General features: G+C 65.5%; 15 protein-coding genes. 6 read left to right on the forward strand and 9 right to left on the reverse strand.

The annotated features are described in order from the left end of the window. Positions 1-5: 5 nt before the first annotated feature. From AB4Y31_RS18250 to AB4Y31_RS18290, 9 genes are all read right to left on the reverse strand, one after another. Entirely contained in the window at positions 6-1,604 is a 1,599-nt protein-coding gene (locus AB4Y31_RS18250; protein ID WP_368675111.1) for an ATP-binding protein, read from the reverse strand. A 57-nt stretch (positions 1,605-1,661) separates the two neighbouring features. Next, positions 1,662-2,849 carry a Gfo/Idh/MocA family protein gene (locus AB4Y31_RS18255; protein ID WP_368675334.1) on the reverse strand — a complete coding sequence of 396 codons (1,188 nt, stop codon included), beginning with the start codon at positions 2,847-2,849 and terminating at the stop codon, positions 1,662-1,664. Positions 2,850-2,900: 51 nt separating this feature from the next. After that, positions 2,901-3,950: a sugar phosphate isomerase/epimerase family protein gene (locus AB4Y31_RS18260; RefSeq protein WP_368675112.1), complete on the reverse strand. Its 1,050-nt coding sequence runs from the start codon at positions 3,948-3,950 to the stop codon at positions 2,901-2,903. A 100-nt stretch (positions 3,951-4,050) separates the two neighbouring features. Further along, positions 4,051-5,031, reverse strand: coding sequence for a substrate-binding domain-containing protein (locus AB4Y31_RS18265; protein WP_368675113.1), 981 nt, complete (start codon positions 5,029-5,031; stop codon positions 4,051-4,053). 115 nt (positions 5,032-5,146) lie between these two features. Continuing rightward, the gene (locus AB4Y31_RS18270; protein WP_018439022.1) at positions 5,147-6,169 is read right to left on the reverse strand and encodes an ABC transporter permease; all 1,023 of its coding nucleotides are present in this window, start codon (positions 6,167-6,169) and stop codon (positions 5,147-5,149) included. Then, the gene (locus tag AB4Y31_RS18275) at positions 6,150-7,760 is read right to left on the reverse strand and encodes a sugar ABC transporter ATP-binding protein (protein ID WP_368675114.1); all 1,611 of its coding nucleotides are present in this window, start codon (positions 7,758-7,760) and stop codon (positions 6,150-6,152) included. Before AB4Y31_RS18275 ends, AB4Y31_RS18270 begins: the two co-directional genes overlap by 20 nt. 12 nt (positions 7,761-7,772) lie before the next feature. Continuing rightward, positions 7,773-8,816: a LacI family DNA-binding transcriptional regulator gene (locus AB4Y31_RS18280; RefSeq protein WP_368675115.1), complete on the reverse strand. Its 1,044-nt coding sequence runs from the start codon at positions 8,814-8,816 to the stop codon at positions 7,773-7,775. A gap of 168 nt (positions 8,817-8,984) precedes the next feature. Then, a complete protein-coding gene (locus AB4Y31_RS18285) occupies positions 8,985-9,746 on the reverse strand; it encodes an ABC transporter permease (protein WP_368675116.1) in 762 nt (253 codons plus the stop codon). Continuing rightward, positions 9,743-10,699, reverse strand: a complete 957-nt coding sequence (locus AB4Y31_RS18290; RefSeq protein ID WP_368675335.1) for an ABC transporter ATP-binding protein — start codon at positions 10,697-10,699, stop codon at positions 9,743-9,745. Before AB4Y31_RS18290 ends, AB4Y31_RS18285 begins: the two co-directional genes overlap by 4 nt. Before the next feature lie 718 nt (positions 10,700-11,417). Here AB4Y31_RS18290 and AB4Y31_RS18295 point away from each other — a divergent pair. The 6 genes from AB4Y31_RS18295 (at position 11,418) to AB4Y31_RS18320 (ending at position 22,626) form a co-directional block, all read left to right on the forward strand. Beyond that, positions 11,418-12,797, forward strand: coding sequence for an MdtA/MuxA family multidrug efflux RND transporter periplasmic adaptor subunit (locus AB4Y31_RS18295; protein WP_368675117.1), 1,380 nt, complete (start codon positions 11,418-11,420; stop codon positions 12,795-12,797). Between the two features lie 18 nt (positions 12,798-12,815). After that, the gene (locus tag AB4Y31_RS18300) at positions 12,816-15,941 is read left to right on the forward strand and encodes an MdtB/MuxB family multidrug efflux RND transporter permease subunit (protein ID WP_368675118.1); all 3,126 of its coding nucleotides are present in this window, start codon (positions 12,816-12,818) and stop codon (positions 15,939-15,941) included. Between the two features lie 14 nt (positions 15,942-15,955). Further along, on the forward strand, positions 15,956-19,237 hold the full coding sequence (locus tag AB4Y31_RS18305; RefSeq protein ID WP_368675119.1) for an efflux RND transporter permease subunit: 3,282 nt from the start codon (positions 15,956-15,958) through the stop codon (positions 19,235-19,237). A gap of 240 nt (positions 19,238-19,477) precedes the next feature. After that, positions 19,478-19,846 (forward strand): hypothetical protein, encoded by a 369-nt coding sequence (locus tag AB4Y31_RS18310; protein ID WP_368675120.1) that lies wholly within the window; start codon positions 19,478-19,480, stop codon positions 19,844-19,846. A 1-nt stretch (position 19,847) separates the two neighbouring features. Further along, complete coding sequence (locus AB4Y31_RS18315) at positions 19,848-20,441, forward strand: YMGG-like glycine zipper-containing protein (RefSeq protein WP_368675121.1); 594 nt, start codon at positions 19,848-19,850, stop codon at positions 20,439-20,441. Between the two features lie 337 nt (positions 20,442-20,778). Next, positions 20,779-22,626, forward strand: coding sequence for a putative bifunctional diguanylate cyclase/phosphodiesterase (locus AB4Y31_RS18320; protein ID WP_368675122.1), 1,848 nt, complete (start codon positions 20,779-20,781; stop codon positions 22,624-22,626). The last annotated feature ends 76 nt before the right edge of the window (positions 22,627-22,702 follow it).

Raw genomic sequence — 22,702 nt, forward strand, 5'->3', positions numbered from 1 at the left:
ATGCGCTATGCGGCGACCTGCTCCGTCGCCTCCGGAAGCGTCAAATAAAAGGTCGTCCCCTCGCCCTCCTTCGATTCGGCCCAGACGCGGCCCCCATGCCGCTCGACCATGCGGCGCACGAGCGCGAGCCCGATGCCCTCGCCGGCCGCCACGTTGCCGTGAAGCCGCTGAAAAGCGTTGAAAAGGCGCGGCATCGCGACGGCCGGAATGCCGAGCCCGTTGTCCCTCACAAAGAAAATACGCAGCGATTGAACGCCCGGCGGCGCGGGCAGCACGCCGATCTCCACGCGCCCCGGGCGTCCCGGATCGAGATAGTTGACGGCATTGCCGATCAGATTCGCGAAGATTTGCTCCAGCGCGGTCGGATCGCCCCAGACGGGTGGCAGCCCGTCGACGACGATCTCGACGTTGCGAGCGCGTATCGAGGCCTGCATCGCGTCGAGCACGCGCTGCACGACCGTACCGATGTCCACCTCCTGGCGGCGATACTCGACGCGCCCGACACGCGACAGACGCAGCAGCGAATCGATGATGTGCGCCGCGCGCAGCACGGCGCTTTGCAAGTAGCGCAATGCCTCGCCGATGTCCTCCTCGATGACGCGCTCGACGCGCTCGCGCTCGTGCGGCTCGAGCGACGATCCGCTCACGGCCTCGCGCAGCTCGTTGCAGGCATGCGTCAGCTCCTTCGAGAAGCCTTGCAGGTTGACGAGCGGTGCGCGCAGATCGTGCGAGACGCTATAGATGAACATCTCGTTTTCCTGCGTCTGCTGATGCAGCGTCTCGTTCGTGCGCGCGAGTTCGTCGGCGCGGCGCTCCAGGTCGCTGCGAAAGCGCGTTTGCAAGCGCTCCGATTCCCGCAGGCGCCGGCTCGTCTCGTGCAGAATCGAGTCGAGCTGCGCAATCTCGTCATGACCGGGCACGGGCGGCGCGAGCGGCTCATTGTCGCCGAGCCGCGCCGCGTTCTCGGAAAGGCGCGCGAGTCGGCCCTGCAGGCCGCGCGTGAACAGGAAAACCGCCAATGCGGTCAAGAACAATGAGCCGACGACCGCCGCGGCCGTGAGCCGCTGTTCGTGGAGCAGCGCCGCAGCCGCCGCGTCCGATCGCATCGTATCGATGCGCAGCTCTTCGGCGCCGAAGTCGGCCACCTGCTGACGGAAGCGGTCGATCACGTCGGCGTCCGCCTGAGCGCGAAAGCGCTCGAATACGTCGTCCGTGCGGCCCGTGCGCATCAGATCCTGGACGCGGTCCGACCATTGCCGATAAGACTGCACCGTCTGGCGGATCTGGGCCGCGCGCTCGACTTGCGCGGGATTGTCGGCGACGAGATCGACCAGTCTGTCGATGTTGCGATCGACGTCGACCCATAGCGTGACCGGCGTCGACGCATCGCGATCGTTTCTGAGCACGGCGCCGCGCATGCGTACCGTTTCGATCAGCACGGGCTCGAGAATCGCGCTTGTTTGACGCAGCACATCCTTGCTATGGAGCGCCCATTGCTCCGCCTGCTCCGCGTTGGCCTGCGCCTTGACGAGCCCTGAGAGCAGCACGAGTTCGAATACCGTCGGAATCGCAATAAGCAACAGCCCTTTGGTTGTCAGTCTCATGCTCGGTAGTGCTATCGATTTCGGAGCCCGGCGCCAAAGCGCGCGGCAGTCCGAGCATTATGTCGGCGTTTGACCCGAATGACAAAGCGCGCGAGCTCGGAGGACGCTTGCACAGGCAATCATCGAAGGGTCGCGCCATCGTCCATCGGCGGCGCTGCTCGCCAGCACGGCCTCGATGAAGCGCAGGCCGGCGACACCATCGTCGACCGTCGTCAACAACCGGCTTTCCGCAGGCGGCGGCCGGCCAGCGTCCATCGCTTCGATTTGCAACGCCGCGTCGAGATAGAGCTGCGCGAATGCTTCCGCATAGCCTTGCGGATGTCCCGCCGGCACACGCGTGGCATGCAAGGCGTCCATGCTGTCGACGCGGCCGCGCGTGAGCCGCTGGGCGGCCCCGCCCCGCATGGTGAGCCAGAGCTCGTTCGGCATTTCCTGGTCGAACGCGAGGCTGGCCTCCGTGCCATAGACGCGCAGGCGCAGCGCGTTTTCGGCGCCGCTCGCGACCTGGCTCGCCCATAGCATGCCGCGCGCACCATTCGGGTAGCGCAGCAGCGCCTGCACGTGATCGTCGAGTTGACGCCCTTGCACGAACGTGTGCAGCTCGGCCGATACGGCGTTCGGCATCATGCCCGACACGAACGATGCAAGATGGTAGGCGTGCGTGCCGATGTCGCCGAGGCAGCCGGCCGGGCCCGCCCGCCGCGGGTCGGTGCGCCACGCGGCCTGACGGTTCGCGCCGCCCGCCTCGACAGGCTCGGCGAGCCAGTCCTGCGCGTACTCCACGTGCACGATGCGAATCTCGCCGAGCGCCCCGTCCTCGACGAGCGTGCGCGCGTGGCGAACGAGCGGATAGCCCGAGTAGACATGCGTGAGCGCGAAGAGCTTGCGTTTTTCGCGCGCGAGCTTAGCGAGCGCCTCACCCTCTTCAAGCGACACGGCAAGCGGCTTGTCGCAGATGACGTGGATGCCGGCCTCGAGAAACGCCGTCGCGACAGGCGCATGCAGGTCATTGGGCGTGACGATCGCGACGGCGTCGATGCCGTCCTCATGCATCCCTTCGGCGCGCGCCATCTCCCGCCAGTCGGCATATGCACGGTCGATGCCGATGCCGAGTTCGAGCGCGCTCTCACGCGCCCGTTGCGGATCCGACGACAACGCGCCCGCCACCAGTTCGAACCGGTCGTCGACGCGTGCAGCCAGACGATGCACGGCGCCGATGAACGCGCCTTGTCCGCCACCTACCATTCCGAGCCTCAGTTTCCGCTCCATGCTGTCTCATCTCCGGGAAGAGAAGCCTCAAATGCCGAGAATGCGCCTCATCTGCTCGGGCTCGGCACCGCTGCCCGCGAAATCGTCGAACGCGCGATCGGCGACGCGGATGATGTGCCGCCGGATGAACTCGGCGCCTTCGCGCGCGCCGTCTTCCGGATGTTTCAGCGCGCACTCCCATTCGAGCACTGCCCAGCCCGGATAGTCGTATTGCGCCATCTTCGAGAAGATCGCGCCGAAGTCGATCTGTCCGTCGCCGAGCGAGCGAAAGCGCCCCGCTCGCTCGATCCAGTCGCTGTAACCGCCGTAGACGCCTTGCCGCCCGTCGGGGCGGAACTCGGCATCCTTGACGTGAAACGCGCGGATGCGCTCGTGATACGTGTCGAGGAATGCAAGGTAGTCGAGCTGCTGCAGCACGAAGTGGCTCGGGTCGAAAAGAATGTTCGCGCGCGGATGGTTGCCGACCACATCGAGAAAGCGCTCGAACGTCACGCCGTCGTGCAGATCTTCGCCGGGGTGCAGTTCGTAGCAGACGTCGACGCCCGCCTCGTCGAACGCATCGAGGATCGGCGTCCAGCGGCGCCCGAGCTCGGCGAAAGCCGCTTCGACGAGGCCCCGCGGCCGCTGCGGCCAGGGATAGAAATAAGGCCACGCGAGCGCGCCCGAGAACGTGACGTGCGTATCGAGCCCGAGGCGCCGCGAGGCGCGCGCCGCCAGCTTCAATTGCTCGATCGCCCACGCGGTGCGCGCTTCGGGGTTGCCGCGCACCGGCGGAGCCGCAAAGCCGTCGAAGAGCGCGTCATACGCGGGATGCACCGCCACGAGCTGCCCTTGCAGATGCGTCGAAATCTCGGTAATCGCGACGCCCGCATCCTCGGTCGTTCGCCGAAGCTCGTCGCAGTATGCGTCGCTCGACGCCGCGCGCTCGAGATCGACAAGGCGTGGATCGGCCGGCACCTGAATGCCTTCGAAGCCGAGTCCCGCGGCCCATGCGGCGAGATTCGCAAGGCTGTCGAAAGGCGCTTCGTCACCGACGAACTGCGCGAGGAAGATCGCCGGCCCCTTGATCGTTTTCATCCGCGAGAGCTCCTTTGAAGGTGTGGGAACGGGAGCGCGCAAGCGACATCGCGCCGACCGCGCGCGCCGCTCCGATGCTAGTCCGGGAAACCGTCGGCAATCAGAACGGCGAGTCCGGGAAATAAAATTCCTTCGCGTTGTCCTTCGTGATCAGCACGGACGGAATGATCGTCGTGGCCGGCAGCCGTTCCCCCTTGAGCCGCGCTTCGGCCGTCAGCTTGATCGCGTCATAGATGAACTTCGGCGAGTACGACACGTCAGCCTTGATGAGCGGCGCGCCGTCCATGACGTTTTTCACCATCCCCTTCGAACCCGCGCCGCCGAACACGATCTTGATGTCCGATCGCTTGGCCTGATCGATCGCCTTCAACACGCCCACGGCCATGTCGTCATCGGCCGCCCAGATCGCGTCGATGTGAGGGAACCGCGTCAGATAGTCCTGCGTGACCTTGAATGCATCGTCGCGATTCCAGTTCGCATATTTCGCATCGAGAATGTGAATGCCGGGATAGTTCTTCATTACGCCCGTAAATGCCGTCCATCGCTCGTTATCGAGCGTGGTGGGGATGCCGCGCAACGCAACGATGTCGCCCTTTCCATCGAGTTCCTTCGCGAGATACTGGGCCGGAATCTTCCCGAACGCCGTGTTGTCGCCCGCGACATAGGCATCCTGAGCACTTGTGTCCGTGAGTCCGCGGTCGACGACCGTCACATAGACGCCCTTCTTCTTCACCTGTGCGACGGGCTGCGTGAGCGACGCCGATTCATAGGGGAAGATCACGAGCGCGTTGATCTTGTTGACCGTGACGAGGTCTTGCAGCTGATTCGCCTGTTCGGGCGCGTTCGCCGCCGTCTTCACGATGATCTTCAGATCGGGATGCGCCTTTTCCAGATCCGCTTTCGCCTTGTTCGCCCACCAGACGATGCCGCCCGTAAAGCCGTGATCGGCGGTCGGAATCGCGACGCCGAGGGTCACCTTCTCGTCGGCGCGCGCCGCCCCGGCGCCGAGCGCCGCGGCCACCACGGAAAGCGCCAGCATGCCGGCGCCGATGCTGCGAAACGCTCGTATAACCTGCTTCATGGTCGTGTCTCCTGATTGTGAGGGCGCGAATGTTCGCCCGTTGTCGTGAAGCCGTTTCCCATCGATTGCCAGTGCTGACCGCCACTTACCGCCGCTTACCGTCAACTACCGCCGTTCACCGCCGCCCACGCTGCAAGCACGCGACGACGATGATCACGATGCCCTGCACCGCCGCGTTCAGATACACGCTGATGATGCTCGTCAAGTTGAGGATATTGGCGATCACCGAAAGCAGGACCGCGCCGACGACCGTGCCGAGCACGCGGCCTTCGCCGCCCTTGAGCGCCGTGCCTCCCACCACCACCGATGCGATCGCCTCGAGCTCCCACAACAAGCCCGTGGTCGGAGTGGCCGAGCCAAGACGCGGCACGTAGAGCACCGTGGCCACCCCCACGCAGACGCCGAGCAGCGCATAGGTGACGATCTTCACGGTATCGACGCGAATGGCCGCGTAGCGCGCGACCTGTTCGTTCGACCCGATCGCCTGCACGTGGCGGCCAAACGCGGTCCGCTGGAGAATCAGCGCGCCCCCCGCGGCGACGGCAAGGAAGACCCAGACCGGCACGGGCACACCGAGCAAGCTCGCGTAATAGACCGGACCGTAGAGATCGGCGAGCGAGTTGTCGAGCGTCAGCGCGCCGCCATCGGCCAGCCAGGTGAGCACCGCGCGGAAAATGCCGAGCGTGCCGAGCGTCACGATGAAGGGCTCGATCCGCCCTTTCGTGATGAGCAGTCCATGCGCGCAGCCGAACGCGGCGCCGAGCACCAGCGCAAGGAATATGCCGACGAGCACGATCGCGAGCGGCGGCAACAGGTGGCCGAGCGCGCCCGTGGCGAGCCCGTTCATCGTCCAGATCATCGTGCCCGCGATCAGCGCGGCCATCGAGCCCACGGACAGGTCGATGCCGCCCGAGATGATGACGAAGGTCATGCCCACCGCGATGATGCCGATGAACGACGTGCGCGTGAGCACGTTCATCAGGTTGTCGACCGTGGCGAAATCGCGGTTGAGCAGCGTGCCGAGCACGCAGAGCGCGAGCAGTCCCGCGACCGGGCCAAGGCCGGCGGCGTACCGTGCGAAGCGCCATGCGCGGCCCGTCTCGCCCGCTTTCCCCGCTTCACTGCGTACCGGTTGCATGAGCGATCAACTCCTTTTCGGTCAGATGCTCCATGCCGAGCGTCGCCATGAGCCGCCCTGCGCGCATGACCGCAACGCGATGGCAGAGCCCGATGAGCTCGATCAGCTCGGACGAGATCACGATCACGGCTCGCCCTTCGGCAGCGAGCCGGTGAATCAGGAAGTAGATGTCGCGTTTCGCGCCGACATCGACGCCGCGCGTCGGCTCGTCCAGCACGATCACGCGCGGATCGGGATGCAGGAACTTGGCGAGCGCGAGCTTCTGCTGATTGCCGCCCGATAGCATGCGCGCGCGGCTCGCCAGGTCGCCCGTGCGAATCCCGAATTCGCGCACGGACTTTTCGAGCGCCGCGCGGCAAGCCTTCACGTCGATGAGCGGACGCGCATAGCGTTCGAGCGTCATCAGCGTGAGGTTGTCCTCCAGGCTCAGATCGACGTGCAATCCCTTGCCTTTGCGATCTTCGCTGAGGTAGGTAAGACCGTGGCGCATCGCGTCGCGGGGGCTTTTCAGCGTCACGGGCTTGCCCTCGATCTCGATCGTGCCGGCCGTACGGCGCCGCAGCCCCACGATGGCCTCGAACGCCTCGGTGCGGCCCGCGCCGACGAGCCCCGCGAAGCCAAGCACTTCGCCCGCTCGGACCTCGAAGCCGAGCCCGCCGTCGGCTTGCACCCAGCCCGGCACGACGAGCCCCTCCACCTTTAATGCGACGCGCGCATCGGCCCGGGGCGGCACCTTCTCCGGAAACATGTCGAGGACGTCGCGCCCCACCATCAGGTTCGCCATCTGCCGACGCGAAAGGTCCGCCGTCGCGCTTTGAGCAACGAAGCGGCCGTCGCGCATGACGATCACCTCGTCGGTCACGCGTTCGACCTCGTCGAGCTTGTGGGAGATGTAGACGATCGTCACGCCGTCGGCCTTGAGCTTCGCGATCAGCACGAAAAGGCGCTCGGTTTCGGAAGGGGTCAACGTGGCCGTCGGCTCGTCCATGATGAGCAAGCGCGCGCGCCGCGAGAGCGCCTTGGCGATCTCGACGAGCTGCTTTTCCGCGACGATCAGATCGCGCACCTTCGTATCGGGATCGCGCGCGAGGCCGACCTCGGCGAGATACTGTCGCGCTTCGGCGCGCATCGCCGCTTCGTCGAGCAGCCACCCGCGCGCGCCGCTTCGGCGCTTTTCGTGACCGAGGTACATGTTCTGCACGATCGACAGATGCTCGGCGAGATTGAACTCCTGGTGGATCAGGACGATGCCTGCGGCTTCCGCCTCCCGCGAGCCGGAGAAGCGGCACGGCTCGCCGTTCACCCTTACTTCGCCCGCTGTCGCGGCTTCGTATCCGGCGAGGATCTTCATCAGCGTCGATTTACCCGCGCCGTTCTCGCCGAGCAGACCATGGACGCGCCGCGGCGCAAGCTCGAAGCTCACGCCGCGCAGCACCTGCACGGGGCCGAAGTCTTTGACTACGTTTTCGAATCGGACAGAGACGGCTTCACGTCCCCCAACGGGACTTCCTCCGGGGGCCGGTTCAGCCCCAAGTGAAGCAGGCGCCCCGTCCGGGGGCAGCGAACGATCGTGAGCGCGGGGGCTGTTCATGTCGTCCATCGCTCAGGCGCTCCGCCGTACGACGAGACGATGCGGCAACAGCACGCCGGGCACCGCCTTGCCCGCATTCGCGAGGCGCGTCAGCAGCAGCCGCGCCGCCGTCTCGCCGAGCTCGCGCATCGGTTGCGCCACGGTCGTGAGCGGCGGATCGATCTGTGCGGCGAGGGAGATATCGTCGAAGCCGACGATGGCGACGTCGTCGGGCACCCGCTTGCCGCAAGCGCGCAGTCCCGCGATGACGCCGATCGCGAGCGTGTCCGATACGGCGAAGATGGCATCGGGCGGATCGCTCGATTGCATCAGCGCGCAGGCCGCGCGCGCGCCGGCGTCGTATTCGAGCCCGCCGACTTCGGCTTGCAAGCGGGCATTGGGCGCGATGCCTGCCTCGACGAGTGCATCGAGATAGCCCTGCTCACGCTGGCGTGCGTAGAGGTAGGTCGTGTCCGAATTGATCAGCGCAACGCGCCGGCGCCCTCTCGCGATCAGATGTCGTACGGCGTCGCCGGCCGCGCGACGGTTGTCGATGCCGACGTAAGGCACGCCGATTTCGGGATCGAACTCGCAGCAGGAGATCCACGGAAGCGCGCCCGATTCTTCGGCGAACGCGCGTTGCGCCGTGGCCGGATCGAGGCAGATGGCACCGTCGGCACGGCGGCGGCGCAGCAGATCGAAGTAATTGCGTTCACGACCCGGATCGGCGCCCGTATCGCAGAGCAACGTGAAGTAATCGTGCTGACGGGCGACACTGTCGATGCCGCGAACGATCTCGGCATAAAACGGGTTGCCGAAGTCCGGCACCATCGTCAGCAGCAGACGGCTCTCGGCCGTCCGCAGATTGCGCGCCAGCTCGTTCACGCGATAGCCGCTTGCGGCAATGGCCGCCAGCACGCGTTCGCGCGTAGCCGGCCGCACGTTGGCGTGTCCGTTCAGCACCCGCGAGACCGTCGCGACCGAGACATCGGCCCGCGCGGCCACGTCGCCGATCGAGACGTCGGCCGCTGCGTCGTCCACCACCGCTCCGTTTTCGGGTCGTTGCTTGCGGGCCATCGGCGCGTCTCCGGATGTAATCGATTACATCTAGCCGCTACATTCTTGATGCATGACGACTGGAATGGCAAGCGCCGCGAGATAGGGACTAATACGGAGAGGCGGGCGCCGATGCGCCGGCATCGACCGCTCAGGCGATCGGCCGGCGAATCGACTCGCGTTCGGTCGTCAGGACTTCAGCCGATACCCGGTCTTGAAGATCCACGCGACGATGGCCGTGAAGATCAGCAGAAACAATGCCGTCATGGCGAAACTGACGCCGACGTGGACGTCGGCCACGTCGTAGAAGCTCCAGCGAAAGCCGCTGATCAAATAGACGACGGGATTGGCGAGCGCGACCGTGCGCCAGACTGGCGGCAGCACGCCGATCGAATAGAAGCTGCCGCCGAGAAACGTGAGCGGCGTGACAATCAAGAGCGGAATCACCTGCAGCTTCTCGAACCCGTCGGCCCAGATGCCGATGATGAAGCCGAAGAGGCTGAACGTCACCGACGTGAGGACGAGAAAGAGCAGCATCCAGGCCGGATGCGCGATGCGCAGCGGCACGAAGAGCGCGGCCGTGCCCATGATGATGAGCCCCAGCATGATCGATTTCGTCGCGGCGGCCCCGACGAAGCTCACGATCAGCTCCAGATACGAGACCGGCGCCGAAAGCAGTTCGTAGACGGTGCCCGTGAACTTCGGGAAGTAGATCCCGAACGAGGCATTCGTGATGCTCTGCGTGAGCAGTGAAAGCATGACGAGCCCCGGGACGATGAAGGCGCCGTAGCTGATGCCGTCGATCTCGCGGATGCGCGAGCCGATCGCCGCGCCGAAAACGACGAAGTAGAGCGAGGTCGAGATGACGGGCGAAATGATGCTTTGCATCAGCGTGCGCCACGTGCGCGCCATCTCGAAGAAGTAAATCGCGCGGATCGCGTAGATATTCATTGCGTTTCTTGCTCCGTTCGCGCCGCCGCCTTGTCCCTGACAAGGTCGACGAAGATATCTTCGAGCGAGCTTTGCGTCGTCTGAAGGTCTTTGAAGCGAATTCGCGCGTCCTCCAGATCCTTCAGCAGCCTGACGATCCCCGCACGCTCGGAGCGCGTGTCGTCGTACGTGTAAGTCAGCGACGAACCGTCGGCCGAAAGCTCGAGCGCGTAGCCGGCGAGCGGCGCGGGCACGGCCGCAAGGGGTGCATCGAGCTGCAGCGTGAGCTGCTTTTTGCCGAGCTTGCGCAGCAGCTGCGTCTTTTCCTCGACGAGAATGATCTCGCCACGGTTGATGACGCCGATGCGATCGGCCATCTCCTCCGCTTCGTCGATATAGTGCGTCGTGAGAATGATGGTCACGCCGCTTTCCTTCAGCGTACGCACGAGCTCCCACATGTCGCGGCGCAGCTCTACGTCGACGCCCGCCGTCGGCTCGTCGAGAAAGAGCAGCGACGGCTCGTGCGCGAGCGCTTTCGCGATCAGGACGCGCCGCTTCATACCGCCCGAAAGCGTAATGATCCGGCTGTCCTTCTTGTCCCAGAGCGAGAGCGCGCGCAGCACCTTCTCGATGTGCGCGGGGTTGGCCGGCTTGCCGAAGAGCCCCCGGCTGAACGAGACCGTCGCCCAGACGGTTTCGAACGCGTTCGTCGTCAGCTCCTGCGGCACGAGGCCGATCATCGCGCGGGCGCGCCGAAAATCCCGGACGTTGTCGTGGCCGTCGACGACCACGCTCCCGCTCGTGGCATTGACGATCCCGCAGACGATGCCGATCAATGTGGTCTTGCCCGCGCCGTTCGGGCCGAGCAGCGCGAAGATCTCCCCGCGACGCACTTCGAGGTTCACGTCCTTCAGCGCCGTGAAGCCCGTCGCATAGGTCTTCGAGAGGTGAGTGATGGTCAGAATGGGTTGCATGGACAGCGACGATAGCAGAAGCGCGCTAAAACTGCCGCCTCCTTCGCTCACGCGTCCATCCGTCCGTCGTCGAGACGGCCGCCACGCCACCCGCCGGCGAGACCACTCGCAAACGGCGGACAAAAAAAAGACGCCACCGAAGTGGCGTCGTAAAGAAGTTCTAGCCATTCCGAGGGCCGTGCTAGAACCTGAGAGACGGTATTTCGGAACCATCGCACTTCGCCTTGACGAGGCGTCGCTCCGAAATGTGATTCCATTTTTTCTCTTTCCGTCCGCTAAGTCAAGAAAAATTTTACCGAATTGCTGACAGGGATAGGCTTTAAGGAAACGTTTACACTCGCGGCACTCGGTAATTTTTACCCAATGACGCAACGAGCCATCGCCCATATTGGCAGACGATGCAATAAACCGCCCACTGGCTTTTGCCTTGCCCCACTTTCGGCTCACCGCTAGCATTGCCCGAATCGGCGAGGCGCGTCGGCTGCGCGACTCGTAGCCTCGCCAAACGACCGCACGCGCGCCCACGATCGAAACGTATCCGTAACCTGTCGAAAGAAACGTAACTGGACGATCGAACGCGGCGCGACGTAGCATCTTGCATTCGCAGCGGCGCCACGGCGCCTCATGAACGACGCGCGGTCAGCGGCGCGGGGCAGGTGGCTTGTCGGTGCGTTGAATCCGCCGCGCCCCCCTCAATACCATTGCGCTCGCTCAATCGATGGCCGAACAAGACAATCCGACCGACACCCGCCCTGCTCCCGCACGCCCCACGCAGCAGCCGGAAGGCGAGCCCGCCTCCGCCCGCGCGAGGCCGACGCGCGGCAGGCTCGGCGCGCTCGTCGCCGCGATCGTGATCGCCCTGCTGCTGCTCTTCTGGTGGCATCCGTGGAGCCGCACGAGCCCGAACGCAGCCGGACCGGGTGCGGCGAGTGGCGCGCGCGCGGGCCGCGGCGGCCCCGGCCGGCTCGCGAACATGCCGCAGCCTGTCCAAGTAGCGACCGCGAAGGCCGGCGAAATGCCGATCGTGCTGACCGCGCTCGGCACCGTGACGCCGCTCGCGACCGTCACCGTCAAGACGCAGCTCGCCGGCTACCTGCAAGCCGTCGAGTTCCGCGAAGGCCAGATGGTCAAACAAGGCGACGTGCTCGCGCAAATCGATCCGCGCCCTTATCAGAACTCGCTCGCCAACGCCCAAGGCGCGCTCGCCAAGGACATGGCGCTGCTTCAGGAAGCGCGCATCGATCTGAAGCGCTACCAGACGCTGCTCGCCCAGGATTCGATCGCGAGTCAGCAGGTCGATACGCAGGCGTCGCTCGTCAAACAGTACGAGGGCCAGGTCAAGTCCGATCAGGCGAACATCGACACCTACAAGCTCGATCTCACCTATGCGCGCATCACGGCGCCCGTCTCGGGCCGCGTCGGCCTGCGCCAGGTCGATCCCGGCAATTACGTGACGCCCTCGGACGCCAACGGCATCGTCGTCATCACGCAGTTGCAGCCGATCAGCGTCATCTTCACGACCTCCGAAGACAACCTGCCGCAGATCGTGAAGCAGATGAGGGGCGGCGTGAAACTCTCGACGACGGCCTACGACCGCAACAACACGGCGCCGCTCGAGACCGGCTACCTGGATACCTTCGACAACCAGATCGACACGTCGACGGGCACGATCAAGCTGCGCGCGATGTTTCCGAACAAGGATCTACTGCTCTTTCCGAACCAGTTCGTCAACGCGCGGCTGCTCGTCGATACGCTCCATGACGCCGTCATCGTGCCGACGTCCGCGGTGCTGAACGGCGCGTCGGGACAGTTCGTCTACGTCGTGAAGCCCGACGAAACCGTCACCGTGCGCCCCGTCAAGGTCGGTCCCGTCGACGGCGAGCGCACGAGCATCGCTTCGGGACTTGCCGTCGGCGAGCGTGTCGTCACGGACGGCTCGGATCGTCTGCGCGAAGGCGCCAAGATCACGATCCCCGCCGAGCATCCGCCCGCGGCATCGGGGGCATCGGGCGTGCGAGCCGCTTCCGGCGCCGCGGCCGAAACGGGTGCGTCGCACGCGCACGGCCAGCGCCGGCATGCGCACCCACCCGGTCAGTAAAGTGAGCGCCGTCGCCGCATGAACCCTTCCCGCGCTTTCATCCTGCGCCCGGTCGGCACCGCCTTGCTGATGGCGGCGATCATGCTCGTCGGCCTCGTCGCGCTCCATTTCCTGCCGATCTCGGCGCTGCCCGAGGTCGACTATCCGACGATCCAGGTCCAGACGTTCTATCCGGGCGCGAGCCCGGAGGTGATGACGTCGTCGGTGACGGCACCGCTCGAACGGCAGTTCGGCCAGATGCCGTCGCTCAATCAGATGGCGTCGCAAAGCTCGGCGGGCTCGTCCGTCATCACGCTGCAGTTCAGTCTCGACCTGCCGCTCGACGTGGCGGAGCAGGAAGTGCAGGCCGCGATCAATGCGGCCGGCAACCTGCTGCCCTCCGATCTGCCGGCCCCGCCGATCTATGCGAAGGTCAATCCGGCCGACGCGCCGATCCTGACGCTCGCGATCACCTCGAAGACGATGCCGCTCACCGACATCGAAAATCTCGTCGACACGCGGCTCGCGCAAAAAATCTCGCAGGTGGCGGGCGTCGGGCTCGTCAGCATCAGCGGCGGCCAGCGCCCCGCCGTGCGGATCCAGGCGAATCCGCTCGCCTTGGCCTCCTACGGGCTCAACCTGGATGACCTTCGCACGACGATCTCGAACCTGAACGTCAATACGCCGAAGGGCAATTTCGACGGCCCGACGCGCAACTACACGATCAACGCGAACGATCAGCTGACGGACGCCAACGCCTATCAGGATGCCGTCGTCGCCTACCGCAACGGCCGGCCCGTCATGCTCACCGATGTGGCGAAAATCGTCGATGCCGCCGAGAACACGAAGCTCGGCGCGTGGGTCGGCACGCCGCAGGGCGTCGAGCCGGCCGTGCTGCTCAACGTGCAGCGACAGCCGGGCGCGAACGTGATTCAGGTCGTCGACAGCATCAAGCGCCTGCTGCCCCAGCTGCAGGCGTCGTTGCCAGCCTCGCTCGATGTCTCGGTCGTGACGGACCGCACGACGACGATTCGCGCGTCGGTACGCGACGTGCAGTTCGAGCTCGCGATGTCGGTCGTGCTCGTCGTGCTCGTCATGTACCTGTTCCTCGCGAACGTCTATGCGACGATCATCCCAAGCCTTTCGGTGCCGCTGTCGCTGATCGGCACGCTCGCGGTGATGTACCTCTGCGGCTTCTCGCTCGACAACCTCTCGCTGATGGCGCTCACGATCGCGACCGGCTTCGTCGTCGACGATGCGATCGTCATGATCGAGAACATCGCGCGCTACGTCGAGGACGGCGATACGCCGCTCGAGGCGGCACTGAAGGGCTCGAAGCAGATCGGCTTCACGATCATCTCGCTGACGGTCTCGCTGATCGCGGTGCTGATTCCGTTGCTCTTCATGGGCGACGTGGTCGGCCGTCTTTTTCACGAGTTCGCGATCACGCTCGCCGTCACGATCGTGATCTCGGCCGTCGTCTCGCTCACACTGGTGCCGATGATGTGCGCGAAGCTTCTGCGCCATACGCCGCCGCCCGAAAGCCGCCGATTCGAGGCGAAGGCGCATGCCGTCATCGATGCGATCATCGCGCGCTACGGCGTCATGCTCCGATGGGTGCTCGCGCACGAACGCGCGACGCTCGTCGTCTTCGCGCTCACGCTCGTGCTCACGGGCATCCTTTACGTCTTCGTGCCGAAGGGCTTCTTCCCCGTGCAGGACACCGGCGTCATCCAGGCCATCACGCAAGCGCCACAGTCGATTTCGTACGGCGCGATGGCCGAGCGGCAGGAAGCGCTCGCGAGCGCGATCCTGCGCAATCCGAACGTCGAAAGCCTGACGTCGTTCATCGGCGTCGACGGCACGAACATCACGCTGAACAGCGGCCGCATGCTGATCAATCTGAAACCGCACAACGAGCGCAGCGAAAACGCGACGCAGATCATCCGCGATATCGAGGGCGACGTCTCGAGCGTGACGGGCATCACGCTTTACATGCAGCCCGTGCAAGACCTGACGATCGATTCGACGGTGAGCCCGACGCAGTATCAGTTCATGCTGACCGACCCGAACCCGGACGAATTCGCGGCCTGGGTGCCGAAGCTCGTGCAGCGCCTGCAATCCGCGCCCGAGCTCGCCGATGTCGCCACCGATCTGCAGCAAAGCGGCCAGTCCGTCTACATCGAGATCGATCGCGGCACCGCGGCACGGTTCGGCATCACGCCGGCCACGGTCGACAACGCGCTTTACGACGCATTCGGCCAGCGCATCGTCTCGACCATCTTCACGCAGTCGAACCAATACCGTGTGATTCTCGAAGCCGACCCGCGCATGCAGCACTACACCGATGCGCTCAAATCGATCTACCTGCCTTCGTCGACGGCGGCGAACGGCCAGGTGCCGCTCACGGCGATCGCCAAGTTCATCGAGCGCCCCGCCCCACTGCTCGTCTCGCATCTCGGGCAATTCCCCGCGACGACGGTGTCGTTCAACCTCGCGCCGGGCGCGTCGCTCGGCGCCGCCGTCAAAGCGATCGAGGCAGCCGAGCGCGATATCGGCCTGCCCGCCTCGTTCCAGACGCGCTTTCAAGGCGCGGCGCTCGCGTTCCAGGCGTCGCTTTCGAATGAGCTATTCCTGATCCTCGCGGCCGTCGTCACGATGTACATCGTGCTCGGCGTACTTTACGAGAGCTTCGTGCATCCGATCACGATCCTCTCGACGCTGCCTTCGGCCGGCGTCGGCGCGCTGCTCGCGCTGATCGTCTCGGGGCACGACCTCGACATCGTCGGCATCATCGGGATCGTGCTCTTGATCGGCATCGTCAAGAAGAACGCGATCATGATGATCGACTTCGCGCTCGAAGCCGAGCGCGAGGAAGGCAAGTCGCCGCGCGAAGCGATCTACCAGGCGTGTCTCCTGCGCTTCAGGCCGATCCTAATGACGACGATGGCCGCTCTGCTCGGCGCGCTGCCGCTGATGCTCGGCACCGGTGTCGGCTCCGAGCTCCGTCATCCGCTCGGCATCGCGATCGCGGGCGGCCTCGTCGTGAGCCAGTTGCTGACGCTTTTCACGACGCCCGTCATCTATCTCGGCTTCGATTCGGTCGCACGCCGTCTGCGCGAGCGATTCGGCCATCGGCCCGCGGCCGGTGCGAGCGACGTCTAGCGCGAGGCGACGCCATGAACCTCTCGCGGCTTTTCATCTCCCGTCCCGTCGCGACGACGCTGCTCGCGCTCGGCGTCGCGCTCGCGGGCATCTTCGCATTCGGCAAGCTGCCCGTGGCCCCACTGCCGCAGGTCGACTTCCCCACCATCTCGGTGCAGGCGCAGATGCCCGGTGCAAGCCCCGACACAATGGCGACGAGTGTCGCGAGCCCGCTCGAGCGACATTTGGGGCAGATCGCCGACGTCTCGGAGATGACGTCGCAAAGCTCGGTCGGCTTCACGCGGATCACCGTGCAGTTCGGCCTGAACCGCAATATCGATGGCGCCGCGCGCGACGTGCAGGCCGCCATCAACGCCGCGCGCGCGGATCTGCCGACGAGCCTGCGCAGCAATCCGACCTATCACAAGGTGAACCCGGCGGACGCGCCGATTCTGATTCTCGCGCTCACCTCGCCGACGCTGCCGGCCGGCAAGCTCTACGACGCGGCCTCCACCGTGCTGCAGCAGGCGCTCTCGCAAGTCGACGGCGTCGGCGAGGTCGACGTCTCGGGCTCGGCGAATCCCGCGGTGCGGGTCGAGCTCGAGCCGCAGGCCCTCTTTCACTACGGCATCGGCCTCGAGGATGTGCGCGCGGCGCTCGCATCCGCCAATGCGAACAGCCCGAAAGGCTCGATCGACTTCGGCGATCGCCGCGTGCAGCTCTACACGAACGATCAGGCCTCGCAGTCCTCGCAATACAAGGACCTCATCGTCGCCTATCGCAATCACGCGGGCGTCAAGCTGTCGGATTTGGGCGAAGTCGTCGATTCGGTCGAAGATTTGCGCAATCTCGGCCTCATGAACGGCCAGCGCTCGGTGCTCGTCATCATCTACCGGCAGCCCGGCGCGAACATCGTCGAGACCGTCGATCGGGTGATCGGCATGATTCCGCAGCTGAAGGCCTCGCTGCCCGCGGCCATCGACGTCACGCCGGTTTCCGATCGATCGATCACGATCCGCTCGTCGCTCAAAGACACCGAGCGCACGCTGCTCATCGCCGTCGCGCTCGTCGTGACCGTGGTCTTCCTGTTCCTGCGCAACTGGCGCGCGACGCTGATCCCGAGCGTCGCCGTGCCCATCTCGATCATCGGCACATTCGCGGCGATGTACCTCGTCGGCTACTCGCTCGACAACCTTTCGCTGATGGCGCTCATCATCGCGACAGGCTTCGTCGTCGACGACGCGATCGTCGTGCTGGAAAACATTTCGCGGCATATCGAGGAGGGGGTGCCGCCGATGCGGGCCGCCTATCTCGGCGCGCGGGAAGTCGGCTTTACGGTGCTCTCGATCAGCATCTCGCTCGTCGCCGTCTTCCTGCCCATTCTGTTGATGGGCGGCATCGTCGGCCGGCTCTTCCGCGAGTTCGCGGTCACGCTTTCGCTGGCGATCGGCGTTTCGCTGCTGGTCTCGCTGACGGTGACGCCGATGATGTGCTCGCGGCTTTTGCGCGCGCCGCGGCCGCGCGAAGAGGAGGGTCGGCTCGCGCGCCGGCTCGAGAGCGGCTTCGAGCGGCTCGCGCGCGGCTATGCGCGCACGCTCGGCTGGGCGCTCGCGCACCCGCGCCTCGTCGTCTCCATTCTGCTCGCCACGATCGCGTTGAACGTTTATCTGTACGTCGCGGTGCCGAAGGGATTCTTCCCGCAGCAGGATACCGGTCGCCTGATCGGCGGCCTCGTCGCCGATCAGGCGACATCGTTCCAGCTCATGAAGGTCAAGTTCGGCGAGATGATGCAGATCATCAAGCGCAATCCCGCCGTCGACACGGTCACCGGCTTCACGGGCGGCCGCCAGACGAACTCCGGGTTCATGTTCATTTCGCTCAAGCCCAAGAGCCAGCGCAAGCTTTCCGCGGACGAGGTGATCGCCCAGTTGCGCGGGCCGCTCTCGCACGTGGCGGGCGCGCAGACGTTCCTGCAGGCCGTGCAGGACATTCGCGTCGGCGGCCGGCAATCGAATGCGCAATATCAATTCACGCTGCTCGGCGACTCGACGGCCGAACTTTACAAGTGGGCGCCGCTACTCACCGAGGCGCTCAAGCATCGCTCCGAGCTTGCCGACGTCAACTCGAACCAGCAGCAAGGGGGGCTCGAATCGCTCGTGCAGATCGATCGCACGAGCGCCGCGCGTCTGAAGGTCTCGCCGTCGCAGATCGACAACACGCTTTACGATGCGTTCGGCCAGCGGCAGGTATCGACAATCTACAATCCGCTCAACCAGTATCACGTGGTGATGGAAGTGGCGCCGCGCTATTGGCAAAGCCCCGACATGCTCCGCCAGATCTATGTCAGCACTTCTGGCGGGCAGGCGAGCGGCACGCAGTCGAGCGGATTCGTCGCCGGCACGGTGGCGGGGTCGTCGTCGGCAAGCGGCAGCTCGACGTCGGCCGCTTCGATCGCGGCCGACACGGCGCGCAATCTCGCCAACAACTCGATCGCGGCGAGCGGCCATTCGAGCGCGTCGACGGGCGCGGCCGTCTCGACTTCACAGGAGACGATGGTTCCGCTATCGGCCATCGCCTCGTTCGGTCCCGGCAACACGCCGCTCGCGGTCAACCATCAGAGCCAGTTCGTCGCGGCGACGATTTCGTTCAATCTGCCGCCCGGCAAGTCGCTCTCCGACGCGACGCGCGCCATCGACGAAACGATGGTCGCCATTGGCATGCCGCAGACGATCCATGGCAGCTTCTCGGGCACGGCCCAGGCGTTCCAGCAGTCGCTGACCGATATGCCGCTGCTCATTCTGGCCGCGCTCGCCGCCGTCTATATCGTGCTCGGCATCCTCTACGAGAGCTACATCCACCCGATCACGATTCTGTCGACGCTGCCCTCCGCCGGCGTCGGCGCGCTGCTCGCGCTACTGCTTTTTCGCACGGAGTTCAGCATCATCGCGCTCATCGGCGTGATTCTGCTCATCGGCATCGTCAAGAAGAACGCGATCATGATGATCGACTTCGCGATCGAAGCGTCGCGCCAAGGGCTCTCGTCAAGCGACGCGATTCATCGCGCCTGTCTGTTGCGCTTCCGGCCGATCCTCATGACCACTTGCGCGGCCATTCTGGGGGCGCTGCCACTCGCGTTCGGCAATGGCGAAGGCGCCGAGCTGCGCTCGCCGCTCGGCATCTCGATCGTCGGCGGGCTCATCGTCAGTCAGGTCCTCACGCTCTATACGACGCCCGTGGTCTATCTCTACATGGATCGCCTGCGCGTCTGGCGGCAAAGCCGCCGCGGCGGCTCGCTCGCGCGCGGGCAAACGAGCTGAACCCGCACGGAATTTCCCAGCGCACTCGTTCGTTTTCTCAAAAAGTAAGCAGTTGAAACAATTGTGAAGCGGCCGGTTATGGCGCCGCTCGGGAGATTGGCATAGCCTTCAACTGTGCCAGGCGGCTGTTCTCGAGGTTCGTCCCCCGACAAAAATCGGGAATTCTCGGCTCGATACGCCTGCCTAAGCATTGGGTGCGCGACGTGAAAGCGCACAGCTCATCGAAAAAGGAGAAGGATCGTGCGATGGCGAATCGCTGCGCTGACGCTTGCGGCCATGGCGGCCGTATGTCTCAGCGGAACGGCGGAAGCGGCGCGCTGGCGTGTCGGGGTCTTCGTGGGCGGGCCGGTCTGGTACGGACCGGGACCTTATTACTACGCGCCACCGCCTTACTACTACCCGCCGCCCGTCGTCTACGGACCGCCCGTAGTCGTGCAGCAGCAGCCCGACGTTTATGTCGAGCGCTCGCAGAACGAGGGCGCCGCACCGGGCTCGTCGTCGGGGACCTGGTGGTACTGCCCGACCGCGAAAAAGTACTATCCCTACGTGAAGGAGTGTGCGAGCGACTGGCAGGAGGTGCCCGCCACGCCGCCCGCACCGACCCGCTGACATGAGCAAAACGACCATGCACTCCCTGGCCCCGCGCGCGAAGCGCTCCCCACCGGTCGCGCTCGCCATGCTCGCTGGCGCAGCGGGCTTTGCGGCCCTCGCCGGCTGTACGGTCATGCCTTCCGGTCCGACCGTCATGGCCCTGCCCGGCACGGGCAAGACGTTCGATCAATTCCGGGCCGACGACGCGTCGTGCCGTCAATATGCGTTTCAGCAAGTCGGCGGCGTGAGCACGCAACAAGCCGCGAACAACAGCGCCGTCGGCAGCGCCGTTGTGGGCACGGCGGTCGGCGCCGCGGCCGGCGCGGCGTTCGGCGGCGGTCAAGGCGCTGCGATCGGCGCGGGCGCGGGGCTGCTCGGCGGCAGCGCGATCGGCGCCGGCAATGCCCAAGGTTCCGCCTACGGCATCCAGCGCCGCTACGACTACGCGTACGTTCAATGCATGTACGCGGCCGGCGATCGGGTGCCGATGCCGCGCGGCGCCGTCACCTACCGGGAACAATATCAAGGGCCCCCGCAGGCGGCCGTGCCGCCGAACTACGTGCCGCCGCCCCCCGATACTCCGCCGCCGCCCCCTCCGCCACGCGGATACTGACCGCACGCCCCCTCCCCGTCACGCGCCCGGCGGCTCTCACGCCCGTCGGCGCGGGACTTTATTGCGCGTCAACGATCAGGGGCCGACGATGGATGCTTGTCCGCCCACTGCTTGATCACCGCCAGCGCATCTACCGGTCATGAGGCTTCGCTGGCATCTCGACTGCGGAGCGCACTCCGGAGCGAACTCCGGGCCGAATTAGCCTTACAAATCCTTCCATTCGGGCAAAATCTCTAAAGAAACCCGCCACAGCGCCGATAATTCCGCTGTTGGAAGGCATCGCGTCGAGCGCTCGACTTCGCGCCCCCAGCCCGGACCCAGTCGTCTACGAGAACCAATGCAAGAGAAAAACACCAGCGCCCCCCGCCGCCCAACGCTGCGCGCGGCGATCGATCTGCTGCTGCGCCGTGGCGGCGCGGCGCGGATAGTCGCCCGTGGCGGCGAGACGAGCGGGAGCGATCAGGGCAACGCGTTCGTGGCCAGGCTCGAGCACATCGTCGGTACGGTCGACTTTCTCGCCCACGTCGACTCGAATCTGCGCTTCGTCTACGTCTCGGAGGCAAGCCTGCGCTTCATCGGCTACCGGCGCGAGTACCTGCGAGCCGTGACGCTGCACGAGCTCGTCGCGGCGGGCGATGTGGCGGTGTTCGACGCGCTCGTCGCGCGCGCGTCGCAGACACGCCAGGTCGAGCGGGCAACGCTGCACCTGATGAAGTCGCTCACGTACCCGATCTCCGTCGAGCTGCGCATCGTGCCGAGCACGCACGAAGGCACGCCCGGCTTTGCCGTCTGCGCGTTCGACGTGACGAGTTGGCGCGCCAACGAAGAGCGCCTCATCTACGAGCTCCACAACGACCGCATGACGGGCTTGGCGAACGGCACGGCCCTCGCCGAACGGATCCGGCTCGCGCAGGAAGAAGCCGACGCTAAGCGCACCGCCGCGGCGCTCCTGCTCGTTGATCTCGACGATTATCAGCGCGTCAACCGCGCGCTCGGCTACGACGCCGGCGACGCGCTGCTGCGCGATACGGCGCAGCGGCTGGCCGGGCTCGTCTCGCCGGGCGAGACGCTCGCACGCCTGACGAGCGACAAGTTCGCGGTGCTGTTGCGCGCGGCCACGCGCGACGACGCCGCGGCCGCCGCCGAGGCGCTCGGTCGCCGCTTCATGACGGCCGTGCAGCAGCCCTACACGTTCGACGGCCAGCCCGTGCATCTCTCGGCGAGCATCGGCATCGCGCTTTATCCGGAACCCGGCGCCGACGATACGCGGCCCGGCCATCACGCCCAGTTCCTGCGTCGTGCCGATCATGCCCTCGTGCAGGCCAAGGCTTCGGGCAGCAACACCCTGGCGTTCCATGCGCCGAGCGCCGATCCGGCCGATGCCGAGCGCCTGAAACTCGAGGCCGACCTCTACGACGGCGTGCGCAACGGCGAGTTCGCGCTGCATTTTCAGCCGATCACGAGCAGCACGAGTGGCGGCGTCGTGGGCGTCGAGGCGCTGATCCGCTGGCATCATCCCGTGCATGGGCTCGTGCCGCCCTCGACGTTCGTCCCCCTCGCCGAATCGATCGGCCTCATCAACTATCTCGGCAACTGGGTGCTGAAGGCCGCCTGCATGCAGCTCGTGCAATGGGACGCTCAAGACATCGCGCTGAAATACGTCGCCGTCAACGTTTCGCCGCAGCAGTTCCGCGACCCGAATTTCACGCAAAACGTGCGCGACGCGCTTGCGCTCACCGGGCTCGACGCTCGCCGGCTCGTGCTCGAAATCACGGAGAGCCTGCTGATGCAGGACCCCGCCCATGCGAAGGTGCTGCTCGAGGAGTTGACCACGGCCGGCATCCGCTTCGCCGTCGACGATTTCGGCACGGGCTACTCGAGTCTTGCTTATTTGCAACGTTTTCCGCTCGCCAAATTGAAGATCGACCGCAGCTTCGTCGAGAACCTGCTAACCTCTCGCAACGATCAGGCGATCGTATCGGCCTTGGTGGGGCTCGCGCAAACGCTCGAACTCGAGCTCGTGGCCGAGGGCGTGGAAACGGAAGCGCAGCGGGAACTCCTCACCGAGATGGGCTGCAACCATATCCAGGGATGGCTCATCTGCAAGGCGCTGCCTTCCGAGGAGCTCGCTCAGCGCTTCACATCGCGGACGTTGCGCCTGCACGAAGCCGACGCGTTGATATAAAGGCGTCACGCGGCAACGCGCGCGAGCGGTTCGCGAGCGTTGCCTCATATAACACTAAGTTGCATATGGTTTTGAC

Origin of the sequence: Trinickia sp. EG282A (assembly GCF_040965455.1) — a bacterium.
Lineage (GTDB): Bacteria > Pseudomonadota > Gammaproteobacteria > Burkholderiales > Burkholderiaceae > Trinickia > Trinickia symbiotica.

Bases quoted from the DNA above. Each gene is read 5' to 3' on its own strand.
- AB4Y31_RS18285 (WP_368675116.1), bottom strand. From the start codon at position 9,746: ATGAATATCTACGCGATCCGCGCGATTTACTTCTTCGAGATGGCGCGC.
- AB4Y31_RS18270 (WP_018439022.1), bottom strand. From the start codon at position 6,169: ATGCAACCGGTACGCAGTGAAGCGGGGAAAGCGGGCGAGACGGGCCGC.
- AB4Y31_RS18255 (WP_368675334.1), bottom strand. From the start codon at position 2,849: ATGGTAGGTGGCGGACAAGGCGCGTTCATCGGCGCCGTGCATCGTCTG.
- AB4Y31_RS18305 (WP_368675119.1), top strand. From the start codon at position 15,956: ATGAACCTCTCGCGGCTTTTCATCTCCCGTCCCGTCGCGACGACGCTG.
- AB4Y31_RS18320 (WP_368675122.1), top strand. From the start codon at position 20,779: ATGCAAGAGAAAAACACCAGCGCCCCCCGCCGCCCAACGCTGCGCGCG.
- AB4Y31_RS18250 (WP_368675111.1), bottom strand. From the start codon at position 1,604: ATGAGACTGACAACCAAAGGGCTGTTGCTTATTGCGATTCCGACGGTA.
- AB4Y31_RS18280 (WP_368675115.1), bottom strand. From the start codon at position 8,816: ATGGCCCGCAAGCAACGACCCGAAAACGGAGCGGTGGTGGACGACGCA.
- AB4Y31_RS18260 (WP_368675112.1), bottom strand. From the start codon at position 3,950: ATGAAAACGATCAAGGGGCCGGCGATCTTCCTCGCGCAGTTCGTCGGT.
- AB4Y31_RS18315 (WP_368675121.1), top strand. From the start codon at position 19,848: ATGAGCAAAACGACCATGCACTCCCTGGCCCCGCGCGCGAAGCGCTCC.
- AB4Y31_RS18265 (WP_368675113.1), bottom strand. From the start codon at position 5,031: ATGAAGCAGGTTATACGAGCGTTTCGCAGCATCGGCGCCGGCATGCTG.
- AB4Y31_RS18290 (WP_368675335.1), bottom strand. From the start codon at position 10,699: ATGCAACCCATTCTGACCATCACTCACCTCTCGAAGACCTATGCGACG.
- AB4Y31_RS18275 (WP_368675114.1), bottom strand. From the start codon at position 7,760: ATGAACAGCCCCCGCGCTCACGATCGTTCGCTGCCCCCGGACGGGGCG.
- AB4Y31_RS18300 (WP_368675118.1), top strand. From the start codon at position 12,816: ATGAACCCTTCCCGCGCTTTCATCCTGCGCCCGGTCGGCACCGCCTTG.
- AB4Y31_RS18295 (WP_368675117.1), top strand. From the start codon at position 11,418: ATGGCCGAACAAGACAATCCGACCGACACCCGCCCTGCTCCCGCACGC.